This window comes from Janthinobacterium sp. C22 (assembly GCF_057919405.1).
In genome coordinates, this window is record NZ_CP193659.1 from 5,912,857 (window position 1) to 5,928,731 (window position 15,875).

Sequence of the window (15,875 nt, forward strand, 5' to 3'; positions counted from 1 at the left end):
GTGACGGAAAGCCGGTAAAAAACTACAACTTGGCACGCAGGCCAAAATAGAATTGACGGCCGTTCGAATACAGGGCCGTCGGCTGGTCCTGGTTGGCGCCGTAATACTTGAGCACCGGATTGTTCAGGTTCAGCACATCGAAGGTCAGCGAATAGCGCTCGTCGATCTTGTAGTTGAGCGATGCGGCCAGGTTGCCCACGCCATGCACATACTGGGGCGAGCTGCTGAACAGGCCGGCCAGGAAGCTGGAGCGGTAGGTATAGGCCAGGCGCGCGCTCAGCCGCTCGTCCTCGTAATAGCCTTCCAGGTTGTAGGTGCCGCGCGAGCTGCCGACCACGGCGGCGCCATCGTCGGCCTTGCCATTCGTATAGGTGTAATTGCCCACCACGCCGAAACCGCCCCACAAGCCCTGCTGGTAACTGAGTTCCACACCCTTGTTCTTGGCGCCGATATTCGTCGGCGACTGGATCACATAGGTGTTGAATTTCTTGAAGGTATTATTGTAGTAGCTCACGGGCGCCGTACCAAACGTCACGTACGATTTCATGTCCATATAAAAGGCGCCCACGGAGAGCATGGCTTTCGGCGCGAAATACCATTCCAGGGTGGCGTCGTAGTTGGTCGAGCGTATCGGTTTCAGGTCCGGATTGCCACCCGTGCCCGTCAGCAACTGGTCGTTCAGGTTGACGGCGCCCACCAGGGCGCTGTAGTCGGCGCGCGCCATGGTTTTCGCCACTGCCGCGCGGGCCACCAGATCCTTGCTCAAGTCAAACTTGATGTTTGCGCTCGGCAGCACATCCGTGTAGCTGTGCTTGACGACGGTGGGCGTGTAGGGGCCGAAAATATTTTCCTGACCGATCGGGTTCTCGCCGCCCGGCACGTTCGTCACCGTCGTCTGCTGCGTGCGCACCACGCGCACGCCCACGTTGCCCCGCCACTTGTTGCCCGCCAGATTGGCCATGATATAGGCCGCGCTATCCTTTTCCTTCACGTCCAGCTCGGCCGGCCAATTGCGCGAATTCGGGCCGCCCGTATTGTCGTACTTGTTGGCCCACGCCACCAGGTCGGCCGGATCGAGCTGCCAGTAGCGTCCCTGCGCATTGCCGCCCAGGCCCTTGCCGTAGTCGCCCGGGTAGGTGCCGCCATTCCACTTCGGCAAGGGCGCATTCGTCGTGCCGTCGCACACGGCGCAGCTGCGGTTTTCCGGCCACGCCACATTGCGGTGGTGTTCCGCGTAGCGCGCGCCGAACTTCAGCGATTCCAGCACGCCGTAATCCATGCTCAGTTCGCCATCGGCCTGGCCATATTTTTCGGTGTCCAGGGTTTCCACATGGGAACCCCAGGCCGATGCCGTCACCGCATTGGAGAATCTGGAAACGTCGAGACCGGGGAAATTCAGCCTGGCCGGCGACAGGCCGTTCAGCTGGTACGACACGCCCACGCCCGTCAAGCCCGCCTCATAGCCGAGGTCGACGGGCGTCTCGCCGATACCGCGCGTGTAGCCGAGGCTGCCAGTGATGCGCAGGCGCTCGCTGGCGCGGTAGCTGCCGTTGAAGTCCACATACGCAGTCGACGAGTTCGAGCCGGGGCGGTAGATCTGATCGACCAGGGCCGGATACAGCTGGCCGTTATAGGGCGTGGTGGAATTGGCGGCAGGAAACTGCGACGCGGGAAAGTCGGCCGCCACCAGGGTATTGTTCTTGACCGTAAACGCGCTGGGAATCACGCCCACATGCTTGCCGTCATTGTCGACGGCATTCAGGTTGGCGCCGGGCTGGTTATAAAAGCTGCGGTTGTAATTGGCTGCGTCCAGCTTGGAATAGAAGCCGTTGACGTCCAGCATCAAATCAGACGTCGGCTTGAATTGCAGGTCGATGCTGCCGCCCTGTCGCTTGCGCACCTGTTCGAACAGGGCCGAGTTGATGCCCAGCGGTGCCAGCACGCCGGCCAGTTCCGGATGCTTTTGCGCGGCCGGGCTATTGGCGTCGATGGCGCCATAACCGAAGAATTCCTGCCCGTCGCGGCGTTCGTGGCGCTTCTCGGAAAACACCTGGAACAGCACGCCCATGGTCTTCGCTTCGTTCTTCCAGTTGAACAGGGCATTCATTTGCGGATCGGTCTTGCCCGGCAAGTCCGCGTAGATGGCTTGCACGGCCAGCTCGGCCGTGAACGGCTGCTTGAAACTGAGGGGCTTGCGCGTCTCGATATTGATGGAGCCGGCCACGCCGCCTTCCACCAGGTCCGCCTGCGCGCTCTTTTGCACGGTGACGCGGCTGACGATTTCGGACGGCAGCAAGGCAAAGCTGACGCTGCGCCCCACAGTGCCCACCTGGTCCGTGACAAACCAGTCGCCCGTGCCCACGGCGTGGCCGTTGATCAGGGTTTGCGTCAGGCTGGGGCTGGTGCCGCGGATGCTGACCCGGTCATTTTCCGAGAAGCCGCCCTCGCCGCCGGCCGACGAGGAAATGTTGACGCCAGGCACGCGCTGCACGGCATCGGCCACGTTCTTGTCGGGCAACTTGCCGATGTCTTCCGCGCTGACGACGTCGATCACGGAATCGCTGTTGCGCTTCTGGCTCAGCGATTGCTCCAGCGAGGCGCGGATGCCAGTGACGACCACTTCCTGCATGGGGGCTTGCTGCGCCTGGGCAGCCATGCTCATGGACAGCAAGGCTGCGGCGGCGGCGATGGGATGTAATACGGGATGCAAACGACTGTTCATAGACTCCTCGATTATAGGTATGCCCGCAGATGGCGGGACGGTTTTATATGAGTACAGACGGCAGGCGCCCTGCCATGGCGCCGAAAAAAGGCAAGCTCCCGAAACAGGAACTTGCCTTGAAAAGACCGAGGAAGACCCGGCCAGACGCGTGCGCATCAGGCCAGATCGTCTTGTTTACAGCTTGGCGCGCAGGCCCAGGTAGAAGGTACGGCCGTTGCTATAGAAAGCGCGTGGCTGATCCTTGTTTTCCGCGTACATCTTGATGGTCGTGTTCGTCAAGTTAAGCGCATCGAACGTGATCGTGAAATGTTCGTTGATCTTGTAGTTGAGCGAACCGGCCAGGCCGCCGGCGCCGGCAACGTGCTGGCTGGCGCCACGGTCCACGCCCGCTTTGTAAGCCGAACGGTAGTTGTAGGCCAGGCGTGCGCTGAGGGCATTGGCTTCGTAGAAGGCCGTCAGGTTGTACGTGCTGCGCGATGCATTGACCAGTTCATCACCATTGTCCAGCTTGCCATCGGCATAGGTGTAGTTGGCCAAAATGCCGAAGTCGCCGAACAGCGGTTGCTGATAGCTGAACTCAGCGCCCTTGTTCTTGCCGCTGGTATTGAATGGCGACGTGATCTGGTACACGGCGTTGGCATTGCGCTTGCTGTTGAAGTAGGTAGCGTTGACGGTACCGTTCGACACGACCGATTTCAGGTCCATGTAGAACAGGCCCACCGAGAAGGCCGACTTCGGTGCGAAATACCATTCGGCGCTGACTTCGGCGTTATCCGACTTCACCGGATTGAGGTTGACGTTGCCGCCGCTGCCGCTCAATGCATCGTCGTTCAGCGATACCGAACCACCAAGCGCGCTGTAGTCGGGACGGGCGATGGTGCGGGCCACGGCGGCGCGCACCACCAGGTCGTTGCGCACATCGAACTTGATGTTGGCGCTAGGCAAGAAATCGTTGTAGCTGCGCTCATACAGATGCTGCGAGTAGGCACCCCAGTCGGAACCGGTGATCGGGCCGCCGGCCTGGTTCACCAGGGTCGACTGCTTGGTGTGAACGGCGCGCAGGCCGAAGTTGCCGCTCCAGTTGTCGCCCGTCAGGTTGGCCATGGCATAGATAGCCGAGGTTTTTTCCTTCAGCTTGAATTCGTCGGTCCAGTTATGGCGACGCACGTAGTCGAACAGGCGGTTGCCCGGTGCCGCGCCCCACGCGCCCAGTGCCGAGCCGTCGTACTTGAAGTAGTTGCTCGACAGGTTGCCGCCCAGGTTGTTGGCGAAGTCGCTCGGGTACATCGTGCCATTCCACACGGGGCCAGGATTGGAGAAGCCCAGGTCGCCCGGACGGGTTTCGAACGGATGCTCCGCATCGCGCTTGTGATCGGTCAAGCGGCCGCCGAACTTGACGGAATCCCAGATACCCGACGACAGGCGCAGCTCCGCGTCGATCTGGGCATATTTTTCCTGGTCCACGGAACGCGATTCGCCGCCGCCGGCCCATGCCGTCGAGCCAGGCTTGGTGGTGGTGCCGCCCGGATAGGAAACACTGGCCGGGCTCATGCCGTTCAATTGATACACCATGCCGCCATCGACGTTGTTCTGGTAGTACACATCGTCGCGGTCATAGCCGACGCCATGGGTCTTGCCCAGCTTGCCGGTCAGGGTCAGGTCCTTGGTGGCGCGGTATTTGAAGTTGAAATCGAGGTAGTACGACTCGCCGCCGGCATCAGGACGGTAGATATTGTCGACTTCACCAGAGTTTTTTGCGAAGGTGGCGCCTGTCAGTGTGCCATTCTTGACCGTGTAGTTGGTCGGCACCTGACCGGTCGAGACACCTTTATCGTTGGTACTGTTCACCGAGTTGGCCGGTGCAGCCAGCCAGTTGGTGTTTTGATGCGGTGCCTTCAGCTGCGAATAGAAGCCGTTCACGTCCAGGGTCAGGTCCTTGCTGGGCTTGAATTCGATGTCGAATGCGCCGCCTTCGCGGGTTTTCTTTTGCTCGAACAGGCTGGCGCCGATAAAGGTCGGCACTTTTACGCCGGCCAGTTCAGGATGGGCCAAGGCCGCATTGCTGGTAGCGGAGATCGGCGTATAGCCGAGGATTTCCTGGCCATCGCGGCGCACCGTCGATTTTTGCGAGAAACCCTGCACCATGATGCCCAGGGTATTCGTGTCATTCTTCCAGTTCACCAGGCCGGAGAACTGCGGGTCCGTCTTGCCGGCCAGGTCATTATGGAAAGCCTGGATCGAGCCTTCGGCCGTGATCTGGTTCTTGAATTCCAGCGGACGACGGGTGATCACGTCGATCACGCCCGAGACGCCGCCTTCAGGCAGGTCAGCCGTGGCGCTCTTGTGCACGACAACGGAGCTCACCAACTCCGATGGCAGCAAGGAGAAGCTGCTGCTGCGGCCCACGTTGCCGCCAAATTGATTCAAGACAAACCAGTCGCCCGTGCTGATGGCATGGCCGTTGAACAGGGTTTGCTGGAAGCTGGGGCTGGTGCCGCGCAGGCTGACGCGGTCGTTTTCGCCGAATCCGCCTTCGCCACCAGCCGACGATTGGGTATTCACACCTGGCAGGCGCTGGATCGCGTCAGCCACGTTACGGTCCGGCATCTTGCCGATATCTTCGGCGGTCACCACTTCCACCACGGAATCCGCATTACGTTTTTGCTTCAGCGATTTTTCCAGCGAGGCACGCACGCCGGTCACCGTCACCACGGTGGCCACGTCTTCGGCGGGCGCTTCCTGCGCCTGCGCCGAAAAGGACAGACCGGCGACCATCACGGCAACGGCCGCAGCGATCGGCGTACGGCTACGCGAACCGGATTTCACGACGGCAGCTGCAGGTGTCAAATTGCGTTTCATGTACTCCCCTTGATTTAGGCTCCAGGATTGGAGCCTTTTCATTTTTAACGTAGGTCTTCTTTCCAGCCCGCCCACTCTCGCCGGCATGCTGCAGACCCTTCGGCACAACCACTTACAAAACCAATTCAACGCCAATATACTACTATCCAATACCAGAATACTACCAGTTGCAACTTTTTTTATAACGTTGCTTGAATCACACAGACCACTTCACCTGAATCAATCCGTAGCCCGTACGGCCGGCCTAAATACCAGCGAGGGCAGGCATAAATTGCCGGCCTGATAATTCAAATTGGTTTTACAACGGTCTTTTTTGGTATTATCCAGCGACACAAAACAGATACAGAGCGCGTCTGCAACGCGCCGTAACGGAGACCCTCAGCGTATGACAACCCTGGCTCACATCATGCAAGGCCTGGGGCAGACGAGCAGCCTGCCCCTGTACCAGCAACTGCAGCGCGCGCTGCGCGAAGCGATCGACAAGCGCATCCTCGGCCCCGACGAAGCCCTGCCGGCCGAGCGCCAGCTGGCCAGCGACCTGGCCGTCTCGCGCATCACCGTGCGCAAGGCCATCGATGGCCTCGTCAACGAAGGCTTGCTCGTGCGCCGCCCCGGCTCGGGCAATTTCATTAATACGCGCATCGAGAAGAACTTCGCCAAGCTGACCTCGTTTTCGGAGGACATGCGGGCGCGCGGCCGCACGCCGCGCAGCGTGTGGCTCAAGCGCGCAGAAGGCACGGTGACGCCGGAAGAAGCCTTGCGCCTGCGGCTGTCGCCGGGCGCGCCCGTGTACCGCTTCCACCGCATCCGCTATGCGGACGAGGTACCGATGTGCCTGGAATACGCGACCATCGTCGCCAGTTGCCTGCCGGCGCTCGACGCCGTCGACGTCTCGATGTACGACGCGCTGGAACAGGCGGGCAACCGGCCCGTGCGCGCCTTGCAGCGCCTCAGCGCCTTGTTGCTGACAGGGGAGCAGGCCAGCCTGCTGCAGGCGGAGGAAGGCGACGCGGGCTTGTCGGTGGAAAGGCTGGGTTTTTTGCGCGACGGCCGCGCCGTGGAATTTTGCCGCTCCTACTTCCGCGGCGATATGTATGACTTCGTGGCTGAATTAAGTACCAATTAATACCAATCGCCCCATTTCACGAATACCAGATAACACCACTTATTGCAGTGCAATATATATTCCGGCAGCGCCGACTATATATGCACGGCAATGGTGAATTCATCGGCGGCGATTATGTAGCCAGCCTATGGCAAATATAAAAAGCGCCGCGCAATGCGGTTTTGCGCATTGCAGCAAAGCCTGACATTCCCCGTCAGGCAGCGGGCGCGGCGCGGCGTCCCGCGCACAGCAACATCACGCCCAGCGCCACGCACAGCCAGCCGAACAGCGGTCCCAGCCATCCTGCCCAAGTGGTGACGGGCGGGTGTGCCGGCAACGGCGCCAGCAAGGTGCTGCCCGGCATGGCGCTGCTGGCCCGCTCCGCCAGCACGCGGCCATACGCGTCGCTGACCGTCAGTACCCCTCGCGCGCCGCGCGCAGCACGGCATAGCCGTTTTCCACGCCGCGCACCACCGTCATGCGCGCCCCCATCCAGCCGTCCAGCTGGAAATCCCAGGCCGGCACCAGCATCACCTGCGCCCCGGCCGCGCCATACGCCTGTCCTAGGGGCGCGAAATGCATGTCCTTGCAGATGGCCAGGCCCATGGCCAGACCCGCCACCGGCTGCACGGCATACGCGTTGCCCGCAAGAAACTCGCGCTCGGGCGGCGCCAGGTGATGTTTCTGATAGCTGACGGGCGCGACGCCATCGGGGGAAAACAGCCAGGCCAGGTTGCGCCGGCCGGCAACGTCCTGCACGCCGATGCCGAGAACGATCCACGCGCCCGTGCCGCGCGCCAGCGCCTGGAAGCGCTGCCGCACGGCATCCGCCTGCGCGGGGGCCAGCACGGCTATCTTTTCCGGCAACAACACCAGCCGGGCACCCTGCCCGGCCAGCTGTTCGATGTGGCGCGCGTACTGGTCCCAGACGGCTTGCGCGCGCGCCGGCGGCGTGGCCGGGCCGATGAAGTCGTCGATGGCCGCCAGCCCCGCCAGCGGCCCGCCTGGGCTTGGTGCGCCTGGCACGCGCCAGGCGCCAGCGGCAAAGGCGGCCGCCAGCAGCAGCACGGCCGCGCCCGCCGCTGGCGCATACGCGCGCCCGCCGGCCAGCAGCAAGGCCAGCGCGGACGGCGCCAGGCACAGCAAGAACAGCAGGCCAGGCACGCCGGCCAGGGCCGCCACCTGCAGCACGGCAAGGTTATCGGCTTGCGAATATGCAAGGCTGCCCCAGTTACCATCGGGCAGCAAAGCCGCCATCACGGTATCGACGGCCACCCACAGCACGGGATACGCCAGCACCGTCCACCACGCCCGGTAGCGCAGCACGAGGCGCCGCGCGGCCAGCACCACCAGCAGCCACAACAGTGCCTTGACGACGATCACGGCCAGCACGGCCGGCAAGGGCATGAGCAGGCGAAAATAGCTGAAGTTGGATGACAGGCCCAGCACGGCAGCCAGAAACGTCATCCAGGCCGCATCGCGGCGCGACGCGCGCAGGGCCAGCCACAGCACGGGCAGCGGCGCGCACCAGGCCAGCGGGCCCAGCGGCTGCGGGCCCAGCACCCAGTACAGGGGCAGGCCCGCCGCCAGCGCGGCGGCGATTTGCGACAGGCGCTGGCGCAGCGCGCTACTGCCGGCAACCGGCGCAGACAAGGTATGGAGCATGCTCATGCTTTCAAGGGGAGCCAGATTTCCACTCCGCCGATGCCGCTGACGGGATCGAATTGCCGGTCGTAGCGTTCAAAGTCGGGCGCATCGGCCGCTTCCAGCCCGGACTGGGGCAGCCACTCGTTCCACACGGTATGCCAGGTGGCGCGGATGGTGGAAATATGCCCGCGGTGATGAAACACGGCGTAGCGGCGCGGCGCGATGCGCAGCCGCGTCCAGCCATCGGGCGCCTGGGAAAAATCGCTGAGCGGCATGCCGCACAGGTAGTCGAAATTGCCCGCGTCGTCATTGTTGCAGCACACGCCATACACGAGCTGGCCGAGCGCCACGTGGGGCAGGAAGCGCTGCCACAGGGCGGGAATGCCGGCAGACGTTTCCGCGCAATAGCGTTCGACGAGGCCCGCCAGCAGCAAGGCGGGGCCTTGCTCGAAATGGGGCGGCGCCAAAGGCTCGCCCGGCGCCACATCCATCTTGATGGCCTCCACCAGCGCCAGGCTGGCGACGTGGCGCTGGGCCCGCACCTTTTCCGGCGTGATGTGGAACTGGTCGCGGAAAGCCCGCGTAAAGGCTTCATGGGAGCTGTAGCCGGCCTGCAGGGCGACGGCAAGGATGTCTTGTGCGCCCTGCGCCAGCGCGTGCGCCGCGACACTGAGCCGGCGCGCCCGCACATAGCGCATCACGGAGTGGCCCGTGGCCAGGCCGAACGCGCGCGTCAGGTGGCAGGGCGAAGCGCCGCCCACCTGGGCGATATCGCCGAGCGAGAGATCGTCCGCAAAATGCGATTCGATATACCAGAGTGCCTTGGCCAGATAGTGCATGAGCGCTTCCCGTTGAACGAGCAGCGACTGTAGCATTTTCAGCAAGCCGTGGCTTGACCGGAATTGCGCAATAACCGGCAAGCGCTTCCTATTTTCTGGTGCGCTTTTCGTGAACGAGCTGGCCGCTGCTGATGCGCGCCAGCTCGGCCATTTCCTGGGCCAGGAAGGCCAGCAGGTCGTCGATGCTGACGACGCCGGAGAGCGCGCCCAGGCTGTTGACCACGGGCAGGCGGCGGATGCCGTTGACGCGCATGCGTTCGATGATGTCGTAGACGTCTTCGTCTTCGCTGGCGGTGAGCAGCTGCGCGCTCATGATGTCGCCCACCAGCAGGCTGGCGGGGTCGAGACCGAGGGCGATGACGGAAATGACGATGTCGCGGTCGGTGAGGATGCCGATGGGGACGCGTTCGCCGTTCGGCTGTTCGGCCACGATCAGGTCGCCCACGTGGTGCTGGCGCATCAGCAGCGCCGCGTCCTGCACGCTGGTGTCACGCTGGCAATGGATGGTATGCAGGGTGCAGATGTCGCCGATGCGCATGTCGCCACTCCGTTTGAGGCAGAGTGTCCACGCTACGCCAACCCGCCGGGGCGGGTTTGAGGCAAATCAATTGAAACGGACTTACTTTTCTTCGGGGGGCGGCAGGAAGCAGGCTTCGACGATCTGCAAGTCGTTATCCTTGGCAAATTCGCGCACGAAGTGAAACGCCATCGGCTCGATCTCGCGCAGCTTGGTATTGACCACCACCGACTTGACGCCGTTGACCACGGTCGGGCGCACGTAGGGCGAATACTGGAGGTGCGCATTGCGCCCGCCGCCGTCGGGATTGAAACAGGACATCACTCCGCAAAGGCGCTCGGCCCAATCGCTGGGTCGGAATTGCTTGCCATTGCTGGTGAGACCAAGGATGAAGAACTCGTCTGAGAGTTCGTTTTGAGATAACTCGGCCATGTGGCTTGTCGGGACTGGATTGCGTGAATGGCCCCGGCGGGTAAGCCGGGCTGGTAGTCAACTACGTTTGCTGCGGTAAGGCAGTATTATATCTTATAGAAGACTTGGGTTCTACCTCGATCTGCCCTGGCGATGCAAACAGGGGCCGGCACGCCTTGCGCGCCAGCCCCTATTTTAACCTTGTTCCACGCGCAAGGCGCATGGATGGCGCGTGTGCGCCCGCATCAGCCGAGGAAAACGGCGCCCGACATCAACAGCAGCAACAGCATCCACAGCAGCAAGGCGCGCCACACGAGGCCCACCGTGCTCTGCAAGGCGCGTGCGCCCGGCTCTTCGCCGGGCAGGATATCGCTTTCGCTGTCGCTGTCATCGACGGCCATGTCGGGCGTGACCATCACGCGCGCGGCCGTTTCCGCTGGCGTGCCCAGGCGCACGCCCATGGCGCCGCCGCCGGCCGTCAGGATGATGCCGATGGCCTCGTCCTGCCAGCGCTGGGCGAAATTGCGCCAGGCGTAGATGGCGTCCTCGAAATTGCCGACCACGGCAAACGCGACGGCCGTCAGGCGCACGGGGATCCAGTCGATCCAGTAAAAGGCGCGCGCGGCGAACTGGCCGAATGCTTCATTGCGCATGTGCTCGGGTTCGTTCCAGGCGCGCGCCAGGTATTCGGCGACGCGGTACATCACGGCGCAGGCAGGGCCCAGCGGCATGAGGAACCAGAAGAACACGCCAAACACGTTGCGGTGCGTGGTGACGAGGGCTTTTTCCACGGCGATGCGGGCGATTTCGCTCGCTTCCATGCCCACCGTGTCGAGCTTGGTCCAATCGGCCAGCAAGGTGCGGGCCGTCGCTTCGTCGCCGGCGCTCAAGGCCAGCTGGATCGAGGTGAAGTAATGGCTGTAATGGCGAAAGCCCAAGGTCAGGTAGACGATGAGGACGTTCCAGGCAAAGGCCAGCAGGGTCAGCTGGTAGTGGAGCAAGATCCAGTACACGCCCGCCGTCGGCACCATCAGCGCGCCGATCATGAGGAACCAGCCCATGCGGCCATGACTGGCGTGGCCGGCATTGAACCAGGTCTCCATGCGCATTGCCAGGCTCTTGATTTCGGCGTAGATGGGATTATCCGCGCGCAAAGGTTTGAGCTGCTCGATCAGCAATGCGCAAAGTATGGAGAGAAATGTCATCAAACGTCCTTTTTGTCTTTTTCAGCAATACCGCAATGCCCGCTACGATAGCGCAGTGCCGTGCTGGAATCAAACTTATTACGTGCGCGGCGCCATTTTACGCGCGCAGCAGGTGAAACAGATTGCGCAGCATGCCGGCCGTGGCGCCCCAAATATAGAAGCGCTCGTAAGGCATGGCGTAGAACGAGCGCCGTCCGCCGGGCAATTCCACCGACAGGCGCTGATGGTTGATGCCATCCATGAGGAAAGCCAGCGGCACCTCGAAGATTTCCGCCACTTCCGACGGGTCGGCGCGCAGTTCGAACGGCGGCGTCACAAGGCCCACCACGGGCTTGACCTGGTAGCCGGTGCCCGTCAGGTAGTCGGGCAGGCAGCCCAGCACTTCGATATGCTCGCGCGCCAGGCCCACTTCTTCTTCCGTTTCGCGCAGGGCCGTGGCCACGGGCGAGCCATCGAACGGCTCGCTGCGCCCGCCGGGAAAGCTGACCTGGCCCGCATGGCTGCTCAGGTGGTCCGTGCGCATGGTCAGCAAGATGGTCAGGCCCTGTGGGCGTTGCACCAGGGGAATGAGGACGGCGGCGCGCACGGGCACGGCGCGGGCGGAGAGGAAATCCTGGGTGATCTCGGGCTGCCAGTCCGGCTGTTCGGCCAGGCGCTGGCGCAGCCAGTCCGGCGTCAGGCGCACGGCGTCCAGCGCCGCCTCGCCGGCGATCGAATCGATGGCGAGTTGTTTTGGATCAAATGCGATGGTGGCCATGGCAGCTTGTCCCATTAGCAATTCTAAATAAAAAAGGGGCACCAATACGGTACCCCTTTTCCCAACGCAGACGCTGATATTACGCGCTTGCTTTCGCCACAACGCGGCGGTTTGGCAATTTTTCTTTGATACGCGCCGATTTACCCGAACGCTCACGCAGATAGTACAGCTTGGCGCGGCGAACATCACCACGGCGTTTCACTTCGATCGAAGCGATCAGCGGCGAGTACAGTTGGAACGTACGCTCGACGCCTTCGCCGGACGAGATCTTGCGAACGATGAAGTTCGAGTTCAGGCCACGGTTACGACGGGAGATAACGACGCCTTCGTAAGCCTGGGCGCGCTTGCGCGTGCCTTCGACTACGTTGACGCTGACGATAACGGTATCGCCTGGTGCGAAGTCAGGAATCGATTTACCCAGACGGGCGATCTCTTCTTGCTCTAATTGTTGAATCAAGTCCATTTTTATAACTCCGAAAACCATCATGCCGGCGCACTGTGGATAGCGTACTATCCGCCCGGTAGAGGATGGGTATTACCAATTTGGGCAACATGCCCGGCACTGCAAGGCCACCCTGCTTGCCGTCCGAAAACGACTTACAGGCTGGCCAGGAATTTTTCATCGGCCTTGCTGAGCAAGCCGGCGGCGCGCGCACTGACCAAGAGGTCAGGCCGCTTGGTCGCGGTCGCTTCCAGCATGCGCTGGCGGCGCCACTTGACGATCTCGGCATGATTGCCCCCCATCAAGACGGGCGGCACGGCCATGCCTTCATATGTTTCCGGCCGCGTGTAGTGCGGCGAATCGAGCAAGCCATTGACGAAGCTATCCTCGATGGCCGATGCCTCCGTGTTCAAGACACCCGGCAACAGGCGGATCACCGCATCCATCAGCGCCATGGCAGGCAATTCACCGCCCGACAAGACGAAGTCGCCCATGCTGATTTCCTCGTCGACGCACCGGTCCAGCAAACGCTGGTCCACGGCTTCATAGCGGCCGCACAGGATCACCAAACCAGGTTCGGCTTTCAGCTGCGTGACACGCGCATGCGTCAGCGGACGGCCTTGCGGCGACATGAACACCACGCGGGGCGCCGCCAGTCCCAGTTCGGTCTGACGTTGCTTCGCGGCATTAATTGTCGCTTCGAGAGGACGGGCCATCATCACCATGCCGGGGCCGCCGCCATACGGGCGGTCATCCACGGTACGGTGATTGTCGGTCGTGAAATCACGGGGATTCCACAAGGACAAGCCACATTTCCCCTGCTCGAAGGCGCGCCGGGTCACACCCGACTGCGTCAGCGCGGCAAACATTTCCGGGAACAGGGTCACGACATCAAATTGCATCGTTCACCATCCTGAAAACATTGCGCAGCGCAAGGTTATGCGCAGGCGGTTTAATAATCGAGGCCCCAGTCGACCGTGATCTTGCTGGCAGCCTTGTCAACGTGAATGACAAACTGGCCAACAAACGGGATCAGGCGCTCAGGCGCCTTTTCAACGGTCTCATCGGCAGTGGCGACGGGCGTAACGCGCAAGATCGACTGCGGACCATTGCTCATCATGTCGTGCACGGTGCCGAGGCACTCGCCTTGCAAATTCTCGACTGTCAGTCCGATCAGATCGGACCAATAAAATTCATCGGCCGACAGCGTCGGGAAATGGCTACGCGGAATTTGCACAGAGACGCCTTTCAGCGCTTCTGCGGCATCCCGCCCGACCACACCCACCAGCTGGGCCACGACGTCGCCGCCGTGTAACTTCGCTTGCCTGACTTGAACATCATGCAAGGTCGGTTTATCAAACCACCAGGTTTTGACGCTTAATAATGCATCCGCATCGTCGGAGAAAGGAGTGATCCTGACCCCGCCAGCAATGCCATAGGCACCGGAGACATAGCCTACCTGTACCAGGTCATCGGGGACTTTCACCCCGGATGCAGTCTTGACCGTCAAACCAGTGATCTAATTAAGCTGCTGCTTTGCCGTTGCTGGCAACCAGACGAGCAACGGTTGGCGACAATTGTGCGCCAACGCCTTGCCAGTAGGCCAGACGGTCTGCGGTGATACGCAGTGGAACTTCGCCACCTTGCGCCATCGGGTTGTAAAAACCGATACGCTCAATGAAGCGACCATCGCGGCGATTGCGCGAATCAGTAGCGACGATGTTGAAGAACGGGCGCTTCTTGGCGCCTCCACGAGCTAAACGAATAACGACCATAATATTTCCAAAAAGTGTGCTGAGGCGGAAAAAGCCGCAAATTATAGCGCGCTTTACCGCCAGGCAGCAAGCGTTATGATGACGGGCGTGTAATTTGGGCTAATCAAACATTATGACCAGTCATGACCGAAGACGCAATAGGCGTCTGCGCCTATCGTGCCGGCCATGGCGTGAACTCACGCGAAATCATTGCATAAACGCCACAGGAAAGTGCTATCGTTGTGCGAGGCAATGGCCGATACTGGCAATCTTTACTGATGAGCAACTCTGGAGTCCCATGACCACCGCTACCATTTTGCAACAGTCGCACAAGAACAAGGCATTCACCACCTTGCTGGCCTTTTTGCTGGGCACACTGGGCGCGCACCGCTTCTACCTGCACGGCGCCAAAGACCGCTGGGGCTGGCTACACCTGACCGCCCTGCCCGCCAGCGTGCTGCTGCACCAGCTGTTTCCCGAGGCCGACTGGTTTTACCAGATATTGCCGCTGACCCTGTCCGCCCTGGGCGGCTTCCTGGAAGCGCTGGTCCTGGGCCTGATGCCGGACGACAAATGGGATGCCCGCTACAACGCCGCATCAGGCCGCCTGTCGGACACGGGCTGGCCGCTGGCCGTGGTGCTGGTCGCTACCTTGATGCTAGGCGCAGGCGTGCTGATCGCCACCATGGCGCGCCTGTTCGACTTGCTGTATACGGGCGGCGCCTACGGTTAATTTCCGTGTGGGAATGGCATCAGAGAGCCCCCGCCGCACGCACATGTAAGTGTTGGTAAGCAATCATGATTTTCCTCTATACTGCATTCACAATGCCGACATTACTGGCACATTTAACACCCCTAGGAGAAGATCATGATTCGTCGCCCACTCATCCTCGCAGTCGCCGTCACGGCCCTGTTCAGCACCTCCGCCTTCGCGCAAAACCTGTCACCGAAGGCGCAATACGCGTACGACACGAAACAGGCGAACACGCGCTACGCGGACGACAAGAAATTGTGCGCAGAAGAAAGCAGCTCGAAAGCCCGCATGCAATGCCTGCGCGACGCCAAGGGCGAATACGACCAGGCGATCATCAACGCCAAGGCCGCGCAAAAAGCGGGCAATTCCTACGCCAGCCAGCCTTCCAAGCAGCCGCAGCACCAGATTTGCGCCGATTGCGGCAAGGTGCTGGCAGTCAACGTCACTGAAAAAGCGGGTGAAGGCGGCGCGCTGGGCATGATCGGCGGCGGCGTGGCCGGCGCCCTGCTGGGCCGCCAGGTGGGCGGCGGACGCGGCAAGGACCTGGCCACCCTGGCCGGCGCCGCTGGCGGCGCCTACGCGGGCAAGCAAGTCGAAGGCCACATGAAGAACGCCAAGACATGGACCGTCACCGTGCAATACGAAACGGGCGCCAAGGCCGATTTCGCGTTTGACCAGGACCCTGGCCTGGCGGCCGGCGATCTGGTACGCAATTCCGGCAACGGCATCGCCCGCCGCTAGGAACGCAGAGTAAATCTGGGGTCAGACCCGGCGGGTCTGACCCCAGCATTTGTCTTTGTGGTTAAAAAAGCGCTGGAGAGTAGTCTCCAGCGCTTTTTTGCCTTCAGCCGGCTCCCGCCGGC

General features: G+C 61.8%; 16 protein-coding genes. 3 read left to right on the top strand and 13 right to left on the bottom strand.

What is annotated here, in order from left to right:
• Positions 1-22: 22 nt before the first annotated feature.
• Positions 23-2,722 (bottom strand): TonB-dependent receptor, encoded by a 2,700-nt coding sequence (locus ACRHIG_RS27865; RefSeq protein ID WP_475414311.1) that lies wholly within the window; start codon positions 2,720-2,722, stop codon positions 23-25.
• Positions 2,723-2,896: 174 nt separating this feature from the next.
• The gene (locus ACRHIG_RS27870; protein WP_475414310.1) at positions 2,897-5,581 is read right to left on the bottom strand and encodes a TonB-dependent receptor; all 2,685 of its coding nucleotides are present in this window, start codon (positions 5,579-5,581) and stop codon (positions 2,897-2,899) included.
• A 385-nt stretch (positions 5,582-5,966) separates the two neighbouring features.
• Here ACRHIG_RS27870 and ACRHIG_RS27875 point away from each other — a divergent pair, with 385 nt between their 5' ends.
• Complete coding sequence (locus tag ACRHIG_RS27875; RefSeq protein WP_034759852.1) at positions 5,967-6,707, top strand: GntR family transcriptional regulator; 741 nt, start codon at positions 5,967-5,969, stop codon at positions 6,705-6,707.
• Between the two features lie 193 nt (positions 6,708-6,900).
• On the opposite strand, the gene ACRHIG_RS27880 is transcribed toward ACRHIG_RS27875, so the two are convergent.
• The 11 genes from ACRHIG_RS27880 to rpsP form a co-directional block, all read right to left on the bottom strand.
• Entirely contained in the window at positions 6,901-7,077 is a 177-nt protein-coding gene (locus tag ACRHIG_RS27880) for a hypothetical protein (RefSeq protein WP_489628614.1), read from the bottom strand.
• Positions 7,078-7,100: 23 nt separating this feature from the next.
• Complete coding sequence (locus ACRHIG_RS27885; protein WP_489628615.1) at positions 7,101-8,357, bottom strand: nitrilase-related carbon-nitrogen hydrolase; 1,257 nt, start codon at positions 8,355-8,357, stop codon at positions 7,101-7,103.
• Positions 8,354-9,172 carry a GyrI-like domain-containing protein gene (locus ACRHIG_RS27890; RefSeq protein ID WP_489628616.1) on the bottom strand — a complete coding sequence of 273 codons (819 nt, stop codon included), beginning with the start codon at positions 9,170-9,172 and terminating at the stop codon, positions 8,354-8,356. Before ACRHIG_RS27890 ends, ACRHIG_RS27885 begins: the two co-directional genes overlap by 4 nt.
• 88 nt (positions 9,173-9,260) lie before the next feature.
• Positions 9,261-9,710 (bottom strand): CBS domain-containing protein, encoded by a 450-nt coding sequence (locus tag ACRHIG_RS27895; protein ID WP_070221849.1) that lies wholly within the window; start codon positions 9,708-9,710, stop codon positions 9,261-9,263.
• 81 nt (positions 9,711-9,791) lie between these two features.
• Entirely contained in the window at positions 9,792-10,121 is a 330-nt protein-coding gene (locus tag ACRHIG_RS27900) for a DUF3579 domain-containing protein (protein ID WP_475414307.1), read from the bottom strand.
• 224 nt (positions 10,122-10,345) lie between these two features.
• Positions 10,346-11,305 carry a CobD/CbiB family protein gene (locus ACRHIG_RS27905; protein ID WP_475414306.1) on the bottom strand — a complete coding sequence of 320 codons (960 nt, stop codon included), beginning with the start codon at positions 11,303-11,305 and terminating at the stop codon, positions 10,346-10,348.
• A gap of 97 nt (positions 11,306-11,402) precedes the next feature.
• Positions 11,403-12,062, bottom strand: coding sequence for a CoA pyrophosphatase (locus ACRHIG_RS27910; RefSeq protein WP_099410619.1), 660 nt, complete (start codon positions 12,060-12,062; stop codon positions 11,403-11,405).
• Positions 12,063-12,141: 79 nt separating this feature from the next.
• On the bottom strand, positions 12,142-12,525 hold the full coding sequence (gene rplS, locus ACRHIG_RS27915) for a 50S ribosomal protein L19 (protein ID WP_035825414.1): 384 nt from the start codon (positions 12,523-12,525) through the stop codon (positions 12,142-12,144).
• A 134-nt stretch (positions 12,526-12,659) separates the two neighbouring features.
• Positions 12,660-13,406, bottom strand: coding sequence for a tRNA (guanosine(37)-N1)-methyltransferase TrmD (gene trmD / locus ACRHIG_RS27920; protein ID WP_489628617.1), 747 nt, complete (start codon positions 13,404-13,406; stop codon positions 12,660-12,662).
• A 50-nt stretch (positions 13,407-13,456) separates the two neighbouring features.
• Complete coding sequence (rimM, locus tag ACRHIG_RS27925) at positions 13,457-14,014, bottom strand: ribosome maturation factor RimM (RefSeq protein WP_475414305.1); 558 nt, start codon at positions 14,012-14,014, stop codon at positions 13,457-13,459.
• A gap of 13 nt (positions 14,015-14,027) precedes the next feature.
• A complete protein-coding gene (gene rpsP, locus ACRHIG_RS27930; RefSeq protein ID WP_076567307.1) occupies positions 14,028-14,279 on the bottom strand; it encodes a 30S ribosomal protein S16 in 252 nt (83 codons plus the stop codon).
• A 277-nt stretch (positions 14,280-14,556) separates the two neighbouring features.
• On the opposite strand from rpsP, the gene ACRHIG_RS27935 reads away from it, so the two are divergent.
• A complete protein-coding gene (locus ACRHIG_RS27935) occupies positions 14,557-14,991 on the top strand; it encodes an NINE protein (protein WP_475414304.1) in 435 nt (144 codons plus the stop codon).
• Positions 14,992-15,126: 135 nt separating this feature from the next.
• Positions 15,127-15,753 carry a glycine zipper 2TM domain-containing protein gene (locus ACRHIG_RS27940; RefSeq protein WP_070221856.1) on the top strand — a complete coding sequence of 209 codons (627 nt, stop codon included), beginning with the start codon at positions 15,127-15,129 and terminating at the stop codon, positions 15,751-15,753.
• Positions 15,754-15,875: the final 122 nt, after the last annotated feature.

Coding starts and splice junctions, on each gene's coding strand:
- ACRHIG_RS27910 (WP_099410619.1), bottom strand. CDS start 12,062: ATGGCCACCATCGCATTTGATCCAAAACAACTCGCCATCGATTCGATC.
- ACRHIG_RS27905 (WP_475414306.1), bottom strand. CDS start 11,305: ATGACATTTCTCTCCATACTTTGCGCATTGCTGATCGAGCAGCTCAAA.
- ACRHIG_RS27875 (WP_034759852.1), top strand. CDS start 5,967: ATGACAACCCTGGCTCACATCATGCAAGGCCTGGGGCAGACGAGCAGC.
- ACRHIG_RS27870 (WP_475414310.1), bottom strand. CDS start 5,581: ATGAAACGCAATTTGACACCTGCAGCTGCCGTCGTGAAATCCGGTTCG.
- ACRHIG_RS27940 (WP_070221856.1), top strand. CDS start 15,127: ATGATTCGTCGCCCACTCATCCTCGCAGTCGCCGTCACGGCCCTGTTC.
- ACRHIG_RS27935 (WP_475414304.1), top strand. CDS start 14,557: ATGACCACCGCTACCATTTTGCAACAGTCGCACAAGAACAAGGCATTC.
- trmD (WP_489628617.1), bottom strand. CDS start 13,406: ATGCAATTTGATGTCGTGACCCTGTTCCCGGAAATGTTTGCCGCGCTG.
- ACRHIG_RS27890 (WP_489628616.1), bottom strand. CDS start 9,172: ATGCACTATCTGGCCAAGGCACTCTGGTATATCGAATCGCATTTTGCG.
- rplS (WP_035825414.1), bottom strand. CDS start 12,525: ATGGACTTGATTCAACAATTAGAGCAAGAAGAGATCGCCCGTCTGGGT.
- ACRHIG_RS27865 (WP_475414311.1), bottom strand. CDS start 2,722: ATGAACAGTCGTTTGCATCCCGTATTACATCCCATCGCCGCCGCCGCA.
- rpsP (WP_076567307.1), bottom strand. CDS start 14,279: ATGGTCGTTATTCGTTTAGCTCGTGGAGGCGCCAAGAAGCGCCCGTTC.
- ACRHIG_RS27895 (WP_070221849.1), bottom strand. CDS start 9,710: ATGCGCATCGGCGACATCTGCACCCTGCATACCATCCATTGCCAGCGT.
- ACRHIG_RS27885 (WP_489628615.1), bottom strand. CDS start 8,357: ATGAGCATGCTCCATACCTTGTCTGCGCCGGTTGCCGGCAGTAGCGCG.
- ACRHIG_RS27900 (WP_475414307.1), bottom strand. CDS start 10,121: ATGGCCGAGTTATCTCAAAACGAACTCTCAGACGAGTTCTTCATCCTT.